We start from the raw sequence: 12,625 nt of genomic DNA on the forward strand, positions 1-12,625 counted from the left end.
ATTCTGCTGGGGAAATGCGGGGGCAAACAATGAGTTATAACGTTATCCTGGCATTGCTGTTCGGCTATCTCCTCGGCTCGATTCCCTTCGGCCTCTTGATCACCCGCGCGGCCGGCCTCGGCGATGTGCGCAAAATCGGCTCCGGCAATATCGGCGCCACCAACGTTCTGCGCACCGGCAACAAGGGCCTCGCCGCCGCGACGCTGGTGCTCGACGCGTTGAAGGGTACGGCGGCGGTGGTGATCGCGCGCCATTTTGGACACGACTACGGACTGTGGGCCGGCCTTGGACTCTGGGCAGGCCTTGGCGCCTTCCTTGGCCATCTGTTTCCGGTCTGGCTCGGTTTCAAGGGCGGCAAGGGCGTGGCGACCTATCTCGGCGTGCTGATCGCGCTCGGCTGGCATGTGGCGCTGATCTTTATCGTCGTCTGGCTGGCGATGGCTTTTCTGTTTCGCTATTCCTCGCTGGCAGCGCTGACGGCGGCGGTCATCGTGCCGATCGCGCTTTATTTCTGGAGCACACCTGAGACCGCCGGGCTGTTCCTGGTGATGAGCCTGATCGTCATCTTCAAACATCGCGCCAACATTTCGCGCCTTCTTGCCGGCACCGAAGGCAAGATCGGAGCCAAGGGTTGAGCAAGCCCGCCGCCGGGCCGCGCCTCAGCGACCGGCAGCGGCTGAGCTGGCTGCGGCTGATCCGCACACAAAATGTCGGCCCGGCCTCGTTTCGCGAATTGATCAACCGCTTTGGTTCGGCCGAGGCGGCGTTGGAGATGCTGCCCGAGCTGATGATTTCGGGCGGAGCCAAAAGGATCATGCGCATTCCTTCCGTCGAGGAAGCCGAAGCAGAACTCGACGCAGCCAGTGAAAACGGCGCCCGCTTCGTCGGCATCGGCGAGGCCGACTACCCGCCGATGCTGAAGAACATGGACAATCCGCCGCCGCTGATTGCCGTGAAGGGCGAGGCAGCCGTCTTTCGCCTGCCGGCGGTGGCCATCGTCGGCGCCCGCAACGCGTCGCTCGCCGGCATCAAGATGGCGCGCATGCTGGCAGCGAATCTTGGCCGCGACGGCTACGTCATCGTTTCCGGCCTGGCGCGCGGCATCGACACGGCAGCACACCAGGGCAGTCTCTCGACTGGTACAGTGGGTGTGCTGGCCGGTGGGCTCGATGTCCCCTACCCGCCCGAAAATATCGGCTTGTGCGACGACATTGCCGAGCGTGGCGGCGCCGTTATTTCGGAAATGCCGTTCGGCTGGCAGCCGCGGGCGCAGGATTTTCCGCGCCGCAACCGGCTTGTCGCGGGCGCCGCCCTCGGACTGGTGGTGATCGAAGCGGCGCAACGCTCCGGCTCGCTGATCAGCGCGCGCCTGGCCGGCGAGATGGGCCGGCTGGTCTTTGCCGTGCCGGGTTCGCCGCTCGATCCGCGCTGCGCCGGCTCCAACGGCCTGCTCAAGGACGGCGCCACCCTGGTCACCGAGGCGGCCGATGTTTCCGGTGCGATCGCACCCTTGGCGGGCACGCGAACGCGAAGCATTGCGCCGCCAGAAAAGGCACCCGATTTTTCGGCAACTCCCCCGCCCGGTGAGGACGAACGCAGCGGCGTGCTCGAAGTGCTAGGCCCAACGCCGGTGGGCGTGGACGAGATCATCCGCCACACCGGCCTCAACGCCGCGCAAGTCTCCATGGTGCTGCTGGAACTCGACCTTGCCGGCCGCATCGAGCGCCATGCCGGCGGCAATGTCTCACTGGTTTCATGACGTTCCAGCCGATCCCGCCGCACGTCGGCCGCAACTCACGCGTCGAGGGTCACGCCGGCGGCGCCAACGCCGGTACAGATGCCACCGCAGGGTATTTTCCAGGCGGCTCTCGGAAAAGCACTCCGCCATTCCAGGGCTCTCCGTTGCACTGACGATCACGCTCGCAATGGCATACTCTCGACAGCTGACGAAAACCGGGCTCGACGGTCTGCGCATCAGTCAGCGGAACAGATACTTCGATACCTCCGGATTGCCACGGCGCCACATCACATTGTCCAGAAAATAATGGTGCACATTGATGAAGATGAGCACGATGAAGAAGAACAGCGATGACCCCAGCACTTGCCTGTCATACGGGATCAAGGCCGTCAGCGCGGATGGGATCAGCCAGAAGCCGAGATAGCCAAGGGCGGTGCCGCCGACGATAAAGCCGAAGAGCCGAAACCTGTAGAGGGGGCCGAGAAAGGACAGGATTTTCGGCTGCGGATCGCCTTCGGCATCGGAACTGTCTCGCTCGACGTTCGTCTGGTAGCGCCAGACCACGGCGAGATACTGCAGCGAGTGGAGCGCGGGCACGATCAGCAGCCAGAGCGGGTTTACGCGCGCAATCAGGATCCAGAGATAGAGCGACGCGACATAGGCCACCAAACCGTTATAGGGCAGGCCGCCGCCGTTCTTTCGCCAGCGATTGGCCAACATCAAAAGCGTGGCCGCCGTCGACGCAACGGCCGCCAGCATGCCGATGTCGGTAATCCAGGAAGGGGCCGCGAATGTGTAATAGTCCAGGCCATAATATTTGCCCTGGGTGACCGCCGTATTCGTCTGCAGCCATGCCAGGATCCACACCGCATAGGAGTTCACCAGCAGCACCTTCTTGTCGCGGTCGTCGAAGAATTTGCGCTTCAGCACCGCATCCACCATCAGCATGCCGTAGCCCTGCTTGACGTAGTGCCAACCGACAAAAAAGAACATCGCGTTGGTGGCATAGCCGAGCAGGCGCGTGTTCGCCGCCGCCGCGCCATAAGCAAAGAACCCGGCCATGACGAGGGGCACGACAATGCCCGCGAAGATGTAGCGAAGCTGCAGACTCCTGTCGTAGCCGTCGCCCGTCACCTTGCGCCCGAAATTGCGGTAGAAAAGCTGGTAGGAGTGGGCGAAGTGGGGATAGTTCACGAGATAGGCAACGATCACCATAGTTGCGGCCACCGGACCCTCATATTCGAGGGGAACGAGAAACAGCACCGGCAGGATGAGAAACGCGCTGCCGCCCAGCATGAGGAAATCGGCGACCGGGCCGAAGAGGTATTTTTGAGGCGCCGCCGCCTTAGGAGCGACAACATCGGCCGAAAGCTGAAGTGTCATGTCAGAACCCTCCCCTGGGAAGGGCTGAGTTTAGCCAGCGACTGATGTGGCGACAAGGTTGCGCCGTCGATTGGCAACCAACTTAGCCAAGCCCCATCTCCAACCTCAGATGGGCTGCGTTTGTCACGATCCCTCCCAACAACATGAACACGGGAACTGCAATTCCCACCGCTCCTAGCTCCTGTGCAACAAGCGCAGAACCGAAAAAGGCAGCCAAGCCAACAAAGAGGGAAATCGGTATAAAAAGAGCCGCCCTCGTTAGGCCTTTGCGGTAAATGACATACGCCGAAGGGCCTAGCCATAAAAGCATCAGCGCTAAGATCCCGATCACGTCGTTGCCCCTAATTGCATCGCGCCAGATGCTTTTGATGAGATCAGCCCGCCGCTACCTCGTCAAGCGCAGGGCCGCGCGCTGGATAGAGTTGACCACCTTCGCATCGGTGCCGAAAACGGTCCGCACATCCCATTCCGTCATACCCCTCCTCTGATCGTAAAAAAAACCGGCACGATTTGCTACTAACATGTTAGTGTGCTAGCACGGCATACACACCTACTTCGGAGACCTTCCGGTGACATCACGCTTTGGCCTTTCGGCCGCTCTCGCCACGCCTTTCGATGCCCGCGGGCAGATCGCCACCGATCCCATGATCGCTCAGGCCAAAAGTTGCCTGGCGCAGGGTTGCGGCAGCGTGACGCTTTTCGGCACCACAGGGGAAGGCGCGTCGGTGGGCACGACGGAGCGGCGGTCGGTGACCGAAGCCATGCTGGCTGCTGGAATCTTGCCGCATCAACTCGTTGCCGGCGTGCTGGTCGACGCCGCCGAAGACGCCGCCGAACAGGCACAGCATGCCTTGCAGCGAGGCGCCCGAAACATTCTGCTGGCCCCGCCGAGCTACTTCAAGAATGTCGGCGAGGACGGCCTTTTCGGCTGGTTCTCCGCCGTCTTTGCCGCGCTCGGCCCCCTCGCCCGTGACGTGCTGCTCTACAACATCCCTTCGGTTACCATGGTGCAGCTTTCGCTTGGCCTGATCGGCCGGTTGCGCACTGCTTTTCCCGACGTGGTCGCCGGGGTCAAGGATTCCGGTGGAAATTGGAGCTACAGCGAGGCGCTGCTTGCCGCCCATGGCGATCTGGTGATCCTGATCGGCGATGAAAGGCATCTGGCGCGTGCGGTGCGACTGGGTGCTCAAGGCGCAATCTCGGGCATGGCCAATTTCGTCCCGGGCGAAATCCGCGCCATGGCCGAGGACGGGCGCGACGATCCTCGCGTCGAGAGTTTTGTGCTCGAATTGCTCAAATATCCGGTCACCCCGGCGGTAAAGGTGATGGTGGCGCGTAAGACCGGCGACGAGCGCTGGCTTGCGGTCCGTCCGCCGCTGGAGCCGATCGCGTTGCAAGGGCAGCAGCAGCTTGCCTCAGCCTATGACAGCTTGTTTGCCAGGGAACCGGCCTGACCGGCAAAGGGAAGCGCGCCGAAATGGAAGACGGCAACGAACCGACCACCCTCAGGGAGAAGGCCTATGCCAGCTTCACGCGGCATTTGCTGGCGCGCGACTTCAAGCCAGGCCAGTTCGTGTCGCAACGTGAGCTGGTTGCCTTCACCGGACTGCCGCTCGGCGCCATTCGCGAGATCGTGCCGCGTCTCGAGGCGGAAGGACTGCTGACGACCATTCCGCAGCGCGGCATGCAGATCGCCCATATAGACATCAGCCTGATCCGCGAGGCCTTTCAGTTCCGCCTGTTCATGGAGCGTGAAGCGGTGGCGCTGTTTACGGTCAGCGCCTCCGACGCCGAGCTTGCCCGCTTGCGGCGCGAGCATGAGGACATGCTTGCCCGGGCGCTGGAGCAGACCCCGACGCCGGAGATGGAGGCCAAGGCGCAGACCATCGACTGGGCCATGCACGACACGTTCATCGATGCGCTGGGCAACGAGATCATCGCCAAGGCCTATCTGGTCAATTCGGTGAAGATCCGCCTGATCCACCAGGAGCGGTTCCGTATCGACGGGCGCGTCGTGCCGGTCATGCGCGAGCACCTGGCGGTGATCGAAGCCATGGAGAGCCGCGATCCAGGGAAGGCGGTCGAGGCGATCAGTCTGCATATCGACAAGGCGCGCCGGCTGGCGCTGCAGATCTGAGGAAACCTGAGCCGCACCGCGGTCCGCGATGCAATCGATAACGACAACAACCGGGAGGAAGAAATGTCGTCCAATCTGTTCAACCCAACCAGGAGGCAACTGCTTCAGGGAACCGCCGCACTTGCCGCCGCCGCCATTGCCGGTGTTCGCCCAAGCTTTGCCGCCGGCGTCGACTGGAAGCGCTTTGCGGGAACGACGCTTGACGTCAATCTGGTGAAAAGCCCGCGCAGCGACACGCTGATAAAATACATCGCCGAGTTCGAGGAACTGACCGGGATCAAGGTCAATGCCGAAGCGACGCCGGAACAGCAGCAGCGCCAGAAGACGGTGATCGAACTGAGCTCCGGCAAACCGAGCTTCGACGTCGTGCATCTGAGCTACCACGTGCAGAAGCGCCAGTTCGAAAAGGGCGACTGGCTGGCCGACATATCAGGCTATCTCGCTGACCCGACCCTGACCGATCCTGCGCTGGTGGAAACCGATTTCGCCGATGCCGGCATGCTGTTTGCCAAGGACGGCCAGGGCGTGCTGCGCTCGCTGCCGTTCTCGGTGGATTACTGGATCGTCTACTGGAACAAGGAATTGTTCGAGGCCAAGGGCCTCAAATACCCCGAGACGTTCGAGCAGCTGGTGGCCGCCGCCGAAACGCTGACCGATCCGTCGACCAACACCTACGGCTTTGTCGCCCGCGGCCTGAAAAACGCCAACACGCCGGTGTGGACGTCGCTGATGCTCGGCTACGACATGACGCCGCTCGACGACAAGGGCAAGCTGCGCACGACCTCGCCCGAGGCGGTCGAGGCCGCCAGCCTCTACCAGCGGCTGATGACCAAGTCGGCGCCTCCAGGCGTCACCGGATTCAACTGGGCCGAAGCCCAGTCCGCCTTCCTGCAAGGCAAGATCGGCATGTGGTTCGATGGCGTCGGCTTTGCCCCGCCGATGGAAAACCCGGAAAAGTCACGAGTGGTCGGCAAGGTCGGCTACGGCGTCATGCCCAAGGGGCCCAAGGCGCATGCCGCCGGCACCTTTGGCGACGGCCTCGGCGTGACGGCCGCCAGCGAGAAGAAGGAGGCCGCCTACCTCTTCTGCCAGTGGGCGATTTCGCCCGCCATGGGCGCGCGCCTGCTGCAGGCGGGTGCCGGCGTGCCGTTCCGCAAGTCGGTGCTGGAAGATCCCAAGGTGCGCGAAGGCGTCACCATGCCGGCGAGTTGGCTCGATGCCGTGGTCGGCTCGGGCAATGTCAGCCGGCTGTCGCTGCCGGTCATCATTCCGGTCACCGAGTTCCGCGACATCTATGGCGTGGCGCTGACCAATCTGATCGCCGGCGCCGATCCGGCGGAGGAACTAAAGAAGGCCACCGAGCAGTTCCAGCCGGTGCTCGACCGGAGCGAGCAAGGCTGATGTCCGCCATCACCCCAGAACGCACCGGGGTGACGACGCAAGCCATCGAAGGGGGCCAGACCATCCGTCTGGCTCCCAACTACTGGCCTTTCGTCGTCCCGGCGCTCGTCGTCGTCGGCGCCGTGATCGTCTTTCCCTGGGCCTTCACACTGTGGATGAGCGTCAACCGCTGGACCCTCGGCCAGGCGCGAAGCTTTGCCGGGATGGAAAACTATCTGCGGCTGGCAGTCGACCAACGCTTCTGGGAATCGCTTTTCCATACGCTGACCTACACGGCGCTTTCGGTCGCGGCGCCGATGTTCCTTGGCACTGTCGCGGCGCTGATCTTCGACGCCAAATTTCCGCTGCGCGGCCTGTTGCGCGGCGTCTTCGTCATGCCGATGATGGCAACGCCAGTCGCCGTGGCGCTGGTCTGGACGATGATGTTCCATCCCCAGCTTGGCGTGCTCAACTATCTGTTGTCGCTGGTCGGCATCCCGGCGCAGGAATGGATCTTTAATGCCAGGACGGTCATCCCGTCCCTGGTTGCGGTCGAGACCTGGCAATGGACGCCGCTGGTGATGCTGATCGTGCTGGGCGGCTTGGCCTCCGTGCCGCGCGAGCCCTTCGAGAGCGCCGAGATCGATGGCGCCAACGCCTGGCAGCAATTCCGCTATCTCACCTTGCCGATGATCGCGCCGTTCCTGATGATCGCGATGATCATCCGCACCATCGATGCGCTGAAGAGTTTTGACATCATCTATGCCATGACCCAGGGCGGACCGGGCACGGCCTCGGAAACCATCAACATCTATCTCTACAACACCGCCTTCTCCTACTACGACATCGGCTATGGCTCGGCCATGGCCGTGGTGTTCTTCATCGTCATCGTCGCGCTGTCCTTCATCCTGCTGATGCTGCGCCAGCGCTCCCAATGGATCGGGGTGGAGGGCAAATAGATGAGTTCACGGCTGCTCAACCGGATCGGGCTGTTTTTCGCGGCTCTGGTCTTCGTCTCGCCGGCGATCCTGTTCTTCCTCTGGATGGTCTCGCTGTCGCTGAAGTTCGAGATCGACAACGGTGCATACCCGCCGATTCTGATCCCGGAACATCTCGCCTGGTCGAACTATGTGAAGGTATTCGAGGAGAACAATTTCCTGCTCTATTTCTGGAATTCGGTTCTGGTGACGGGCACGGCAACGTTGCTGGCGCTGCTGATCGGCGTGCCGGCCGGCTATGGCATCGCGCGGCTCAAGGCCGAACGCTCGGCGGTGGTCATCATGATCGCCCGCATGACGCCGGGGCTTTCCTATCTCATTCCGCTGTTCCTGCTGTTCCAGTGGGTCGGCATTCTCGGCACGCTGTGGCCGCAGATCATCATCCATCTGGTGGTGACGGTGCCGATCGTGGTCTGGGTGATGATCGGCTATTTCGAGACCACGCCGATGGAGCTGGAAGAAGCGGCCAACATCGATGGCGCCAGTTCCTGGCAGGTGTTCCGGCTGGTCGCCTTGCCCATCGCCAAGCCGGGCATTGTCGTCGCCTTCATCCTGTCGATCATCTTCTCATGGAACAATTTCGTCTTCGGCATTGTGCTCGCCAGCCGCGAGACTCGCACGCTGCCGGTCGCCGTCTACAACATGCTTTCCTACGAGCAGGTGAGCTGGGGTCCGCTCGCCGCCGCGGCACTTGTGGTGACGCTGCCGGTGCTGGTGCTGACCCTGTTCGCGCAAAGGCAGATCGTCGCCGGGCTGACCGCAGGCGCCGTCAAGGGCGGCTGAGGCACGGCCCCGACATCACTCATTTCCGGGAGAAATCCAATGGCATCGGTAACAATCAACAACGTTCAGAAGGCTTTCGGAGCCGCCAAGATCATCCACGATGTCAGCGTCGACATCGCCGATGGCGAATTCGTCATCCTGGTCGGGCCGTCGGGCTGCGGAAAGTCGACGCTGCTGCGCATGATTGCCGGACTGGAAACGATCTCGGGTGGCAGGATCGCCATTGGCGATCGCGTCGTCAACAATCTCAGGGCGCGCGACCGAAACATCGCCATGGTGTTCCAGAACTACGCGCTCTATCCGCATATGACGGTGGCCGACAATATGGGCTTTGCCCTGAAGATCAAGAAAGCCGATCCGGCCGACACCGCCGGCCGCGTCGGCAGGGCCGCCAGCATTCTCGGCCTGGACAAGCTGCTCGACCGCTATCCGCGTCAGCTTTCCGGCGGCCAGCGCCAGCGCGTCGCCATGGGCCGCGCCATCGTGCGCGACCCGCAGGTGTTCCTGTTCGACGAGCCGCTGTCCAATCTCGACGCCAAATTGCGCGTGCAGATGCGCGGCGAGATCAAGGCGCTGCACCAGCGGCTGGGAACCACAACCATCTACGTCACGCACGACCAGATCGAGGCCATGACCATGGCCGACAAGATCGTCGTGCTGCATGACGGCCTTGTCGAGCAGATCGGCGCGCCGCTCGATCTCTACGATCGCCCGGCCAACCTCTTCGTTGCCGGCTTCATCGGCTCGCCGGCGATGAATTTCATTCGCGGCCATGTCGAGGAAGGTGTTTTCCGCAGCGCCGGTGGACTGATCTTGCCGCTGCCGGAAGGCATCGACCTGGCAAACATACCCGGCGGCGACCTCATCTACGGCATCCGCCCCGAACACATCCGAGCGACGACCGCCAAAGGAATCCCCGGCACGATCGTGCTTCTGGAAGCAACGGGTTCGGAAATCTTTGCCAGGGTCGACTGCGCCGGAGAAGAAATCTCCTGCCTTTTCCGCGAGCGGCTGGCACTGAAACAGGGCGAGCAGATGCGCATCGAGATCGACCGCGCCTGCGCTCATCTGTTCGACGTCAAGACCGGGCGGCGATTGTAGGGGGCGATGGGGGCTGCTGACAGGGCAACTTCCGCACGAAATATTTCTGGTGAGCGCGTCGGGGTTCGAACCCGAGACCTACTGATTAAAAGTCAGTTGCTCTACCGGCTGAGCTACGCGCTCCCGCGGGCTCTAAAGGCCGCCCTCGAAATTGCGCGGAACATAGGGAGAGTGCCGCGACCGGTCAACCGGAAAAAGATGGCCCTTCGACCGGGGTTTCAGCCATCGCCAGACGCGCCGCAAATTGCGTCGTCACCAGCCCGGTGAGCCGCTCCCGCACGTGGTCGCCGCTTCGATCTGTTGGCGCGCGAGACGCGCCTTTTCTCTCGCGCCGAATTCGAGAAACATTACAAATCAGCAACTTACTGTTTTGGTGGGAACCATCGCACGAGCGGGCCGTTTTCGTCTCACAAGGGACGTCAACCACCCTTCAAGGAGAAGATCATGAACAAGATCGCAACGGGTCTACTGGCGACCACCCTGTCAATTTCGTTTGCCGCGGCCGCCGCTATGCCGGCCAATGCCGCCCAGATGTTCGTGCCCCAGTCATCAGAAACTTCGTCCGACATCGTGAATGTGGGCGATTCTCGTCATGACAACTGGCGGTGGATGCGCCATGGCAACCGCAATTCCGGCAATCGCGATTTCCGCGTGGGCCGCCAGTTCTCGCGCAACAATGATGGCGGCAGCTATTGGAATGGCCATCGCGGCTATCGCGAATATCACCGCGGCTATCGCCGTCACGGCGACTACTGGTTCCCGCTGGCTGCCTTCGCCACCGGCGCCTTGATCACCGGCGCGATCGTCAACAGCGAGAACAACCGCGGCGATGCGCATGTGCAGTGGTGCTACGACCACTATCGGTCGTACCGCGCTTCGGACAACACATTCCAGCCCAATTACGGCCCGCGTCGGCAGTGCAATTCGCCCTATTGAGCTGAGTTGGTACCAAGTGTTGTGTAGAAAAGCCCGCGCCGGCAACGGCGCGGGCCTTTCCGTAGGTTGCTTGGGTACGGGCGCGGCGGATTAGCTGGCCCAATTGACGCTCTTGAAGATCAGATACAGGGCTCCGCCTTCACCACGCGGAGAACGGTATGCACCGAGGCCGTTGCAGATTCGAACCGCAACTGCGGTCATCTTCCAGCCGAGCACTTCCAGGTCGTTGTTCAAATCTATCGCATAGGATTGAGCCAGCTCATCAATGGAATGCTCCTGTCCGAATGACCGAACCAGCTTTGCGTCGGCAAGCAGTTCGCCAGGCAGGTTTGAATTTGCCCAAGCCCAGAGCCAGTTGCTGGCCTTGGCACTCGTCGATCCGGCGATTTGGATTTCGGCGACGACCTTGGTGATGCCGTTGTCCGAGAACAGAAGCTTTCCTTCTGTCAGATCATAGTCATAGCGAGGCCAACTGCCGAGTCGGAACGCCTGCTGCAAGCGTGCATTCTTTGCATCCAATTGTTCGACAGCCTCGTCGCGCCAGGCGACATACCAGTGTGGATTCATCCCCTTCCCCCGCCACGATTTACTACCGTACGCTCAGCGTCCGGCGCACCGCATCGCGCCAGCCGGCCAGTTTTGCCGAACGCACCGTGGCATCCATGTCCGGCTTGAAGCGGCGCTCGAGCGCCCAGCTCTTGGCAAAATCCTTCGCCTTCGGCCACACGCCTGCTTTCGAGCCGGCAAGCCACGCCGCACCCAGCGCCGTCGTCTCCAGAATGGTCGGGCGATCGACCGGCGCATCGAGGATATCGGCCAGCCGCTGCATGGTCCAGTCGGAGGCCACCATGCCGCCGTCGACGCGAAGCACGGTTTTGGCCGACGCCCCCTTCCAGTCCTTGCGCATTGCGTCGAGGAGATCGCGCGTCTGGTAGGCGACGGATTCCAGCGCCGCGCGGGCGAACTCCGCCGGGCCAGAGTTGCGGGTCAGCCCGAAGATCGCGCCACGCGCCTCGGCGTCCCAATGCGGCGCGCCGAGACCGACGAAAGCCGGCACCAGATAGACGTTCTGTGTGGGGTCGGCGGTTGCCGCCAAAACGCCGCTATGCTCGGCCTTGCCGATCACCTTGATGCCGTCGCGCAGCCATTGCACGGCGGCACCCGCGATGAAGATCGAGCCTTCCAAGGCATAGGTAGTCTTGCCGTTCAGCCGATAGGCGATGGTGGTCAACAGCCGGTTCTTCGAGCGCACCAGATCGGCGCCGGTGTTGAGCAGCGCAAAGCAGCCGGTGCCATAGGTCGATTTCATCATGCCTGGCTCGAAACAGGCCTGGCCGATGGTCGCTGCGTGCTGATCGCCGGCCACGCCAAGGATTTTGATTTCGGCGCCAAACAGGCTTTTTTCCGTCACGCCGTAGTCGTCGGCGCAATCCTTGACCTCAGGCAGCATCGCCACCGGGATGCGCAGGATGGAGAGCAGCTCGTCGTCCCAGACATTTTTCTCGATGTTGTAGACCAGCGTGCGCGAGGCGTTGGTGGCATCTGTCGCATGCACCTTGCCGCCGGTCAGCCGCCAGATCAAAAAACTGTCGATGGTGCCGGCGAGCAGTTCGCCCTTTTCGGCTCGCTTTCTCGCACCGTTCACCTTGTCCAGCATCCAGGCGATCTTAGTGCCGGAGAAATAGGGATCGAGCAGCAGGCCGGTCTTTTTGGTGAACTTTTTCTCCAGGCCGTGTTTTTTCAGCTTCTGGCACAGCGGCGCGGTGCGGCGGTCCTGCCAGACGATGGCATTGTGGATCGGCTTGCCGGTCGCCTTGTCCCAGATGACGACGGTTTCGCGCTGGTTGGTGATGCCGATCGCCGCCACATCCGAGGCCTCGCGGCCGGCGGCCTTCAGCGCGCCTTTGGCCGTCGCGACGACGCTTGCCCAGATCTCTTCCGGATCATGCTCGACCCAGCCGGAGGCAGGATAATGCTGCGTGAATTCCTGCTGCTTGCTGCCGGCGACCTTCATCGCGCCGTCGAACAGGATCGCCCTGGTCGATGTCGTACCCTGGTCGATTGCAAGGATGTATCCGGTCATTAGTCCTCCCGGTAGCTCGCCTATACAAACAGGGGAGACGGCAAGATGCCGCCTCCCCGTTCACTATGATCCTGGCGCGTACGCCA

General features: G+C 62.2%; 12 protein-coding genes and 1 tRNA gene. 9 read left to right on the forward strand and 4 right to left on the reverse strand.

The features are described from left to right. Nucleotides 1–29 precede the first annotated feature (29 nt). Both plsY and dprA read left to right on the forward strand, forming a co-directional pair. On the forward strand, nucleotides 30–635 hold the full coding sequence (plsY, locus tag NL532_RS19090; RefSeq protein WP_023829654.1) for a glycerol-3-phosphate 1-O-acyltransferase PlsY: 606 nt from the start codon (nucleotides 30–32) through the stop codon (nucleotides 633–635). Continuing rightward, nucleotides 632–1,759 (forward strand): DNA-processing protein DprA, encoded by a 1,128-nt coding sequence (dprA, locus tag NL532_RS19095; RefSeq protein WP_023829655.1) that lies wholly within the window; start codon nucleotides 632–634, stop codon nucleotides 1,757–1,759. Before plsY ends, dprA begins: the two co-directional genes overlap by 4 nt. 219 nt (nucleotides 1,760–1,978) lie before the next feature. Here the strand turns inward: dprA and NL532_RS19100 are convergent, their stop codons facing one another. After that, nucleotides 1,979–3,121, reverse strand: a complete 1,143-nt coding sequence (locus tag NL532_RS19100) for a hypothetical protein (protein WP_023754886.1) — start codon at nucleotides 3,119–3,121, stop codon at nucleotides 1,979–1,981. A 569-nt stretch (nucleotides 3,122–3,690) separates the two neighbouring features. On the opposite strand from NL532_RS19100, the gene NL532_RS19105 reads away from it, so the two are divergent. From NL532_RS19105 to NL532_RS19130, 6 genes are all read left to right on the forward strand, one after another. Then, nucleotides 3,691–4,575 carry a dihydrodipicolinate synthase family protein gene (locus NL532_RS19105; protein ID WP_023726668.1) on the forward strand — a complete coding sequence of 295 codons (885 nt, stop codon included), beginning with the start codon at nucleotides 3,691–3,693 and terminating at the stop codon, nucleotides 4,573–4,575. 23 nt (nucleotides 4,576–4,598) lie between these two features. Continuing rightward, complete coding sequence (locus NL532_RS19110; protein ID WP_023726669.1) at nucleotides 4,599–5,258, forward strand: GntR family transcriptional regulator; 660 nt, start codon at nucleotides 4,599–4,601, stop codon at nucleotides 5,256–5,258. 63 nt (nucleotides 5,259–5,321) lie between these two features. Further along, nucleotides 5,322–6,659 carry an ABC transporter substrate-binding protein gene (locus tag NL532_RS19115; RefSeq protein WP_023829656.1) on the forward strand — a complete coding sequence of 446 codons (1,338 nt, stop codon included), beginning with the start codon at nucleotides 5,322–5,324 and terminating at the stop codon, nucleotides 6,657–6,659. Next, nucleotides 6,659–7,597, forward strand: a complete 939-nt coding sequence (locus tag NL532_RS19120) for a carbohydrate ABC transporter permease (RefSeq protein ID WP_023670984.1) — start codon at nucleotides 6,659–6,661, stop codon at nucleotides 7,595–7,597. Before NL532_RS19115 ends, NL532_RS19120 begins: the two co-directional genes overlap by 1 nt. After that, nucleotides 7,598–8,419, forward strand: a complete 822-nt coding sequence (locus tag NL532_RS19125; RefSeq protein WP_023684659.1) for a carbohydrate ABC transporter permease — start codon at nucleotides 7,598–7,600, stop codon at nucleotides 8,417–8,419. A gap of 39 nt (nucleotides 8,420–8,458) precedes the next feature. Then, complete coding sequence (locus NL532_RS19130; RefSeq protein ID WP_023730144.1) at nucleotides 8,459–9,520, forward strand: ABC transporter ATP-binding protein; 1,062 nt, start codon at nucleotides 8,459–8,461, stop codon at nucleotides 9,518–9,520. A gap of 47 nt (nucleotides 9,521–9,567) precedes the next feature. On the opposite strand, the gene NL532_RS19135 is transcribed toward NL532_RS19130, so the two are convergent. Next, a tRNA-Lys gene (locus NL532_RS19135) sits at nucleotides 9,568–9,643 on the reverse strand. Nucleotides 9,644–9,964: 321 nt separating this feature from the next. On the opposite strand from NL532_RS19135, the gene NL532_RS19140 reads away from it, so the two are divergent. Next, on the forward strand, nucleotides 9,965–10,456 hold the full coding sequence (locus NL532_RS19140; RefSeq protein WP_023700775.1) for a BA14K family protein: 492 nt from the start codon (nucleotides 9,965–9,967) through the stop codon (nucleotides 10,454–10,456). A 90-nt stretch (nucleotides 10,457–10,546) separates the two neighbouring features. Here the strand turns inward: NL532_RS19140 and NL532_RS19145 are convergent, their stop codons facing one another. Further along, nucleotides 10,547–11,023, reverse strand: a complete 477-nt coding sequence (locus NL532_RS19145) for a DUF6882 domain-containing protein (protein WP_023826984.1) — start codon at nucleotides 11,021–11,023, stop codon at nucleotides 10,547–10,549. Between the two features lie 22 nt (nucleotides 11,024–11,045). Beyond that, nucleotides 11,046–12,539, reverse strand: a complete 1,494-nt coding sequence (gene glpK / locus NL532_RS19150) for a glycerol kinase GlpK (RefSeq protein WP_023826985.1) — start codon at nucleotides 12,537–12,539, stop codon at nucleotides 11,046–11,048. Nucleotides 12,540–12,625: the final 86 nt, after the last annotated feature.

The sequence above is a fragment of the Mesorhizobium sp. C120A genome (assembly GCF_030323105.1).
In the GTDB taxonomy this organism is placed as follows: Bacteria; Pseudomonadota; Alphaproteobacteria; order Rhizobiales; family Rhizobiaceae; genus Mesorhizobium.

Bases quoted from the DNA above. Each gene is read 5' to 3' on its own strand.
- plsY (WP_023829654.1), top strand. From the start codon at position 30: ATGAGTTATAACGTTATCCTGGCATTGCTGTTCGGCTATCTCCTCGGC.
- NL532_RS19100 (WP_023754886.1), bottom strand. From the start codon at position 3,121: ATGACACTTCAGCTTTCGGCCGATGTTGTCGCTCCTAAGGCGGCGGCG.
- NL532_RS19110 (WP_023726669.1), top strand. From the start codon at position 4,599: ATGGAAGACGGCAACGAACCGACCACCCTCAGGGAGAAGGCCTATGCC.
- NL532_RS19115 (WP_023829656.1), top strand. From the start codon at position 5,322: ATGTCGTCCAATCTGTTCAACCCAACCAGGAGGCAACTGCTTCAGGGA.
- NL532_RS19120 (WP_023670984.1), top strand. From the start codon at position 6,659: ATGTCCGCCATCACCCCAGAACGCACCGGGGTGACGACGCAAGCCATC.
- NL532_RS19125 (WP_023684659.1), top strand. From the start codon at position 7,598: ATGAGTTCACGGCTGCTCAACCGGATCGGGCTGTTTTTCGCGGCTCTG.
- NL532_RS19130 (WP_023730144.1), top strand. From the start codon at position 8,459: ATGGCATCGGTAACAATCAACAACGTTCAGAAGGCTTTCGGAGCCGCC.
- NL532_RS19140 (WP_023700775.1), top strand. From the start codon at position 9,965: ATGAACAAGATCGCAACGGGTCTACTGGCGACCACCCTGTCAATTTCG.
- NL532_RS19145 (WP_023826984.1), bottom strand. From the start codon at position 11,023: ATGAATCCACACTGGTATGTCGCCTGGCGCGACGAGGCTGTCGAACAA.
- glpK (WP_023826985.1), bottom strand. From the start codon at position 12,539: ATGACCGGATACATCCTTGCAATCGACCAGGGTACGACATCGACCAGG.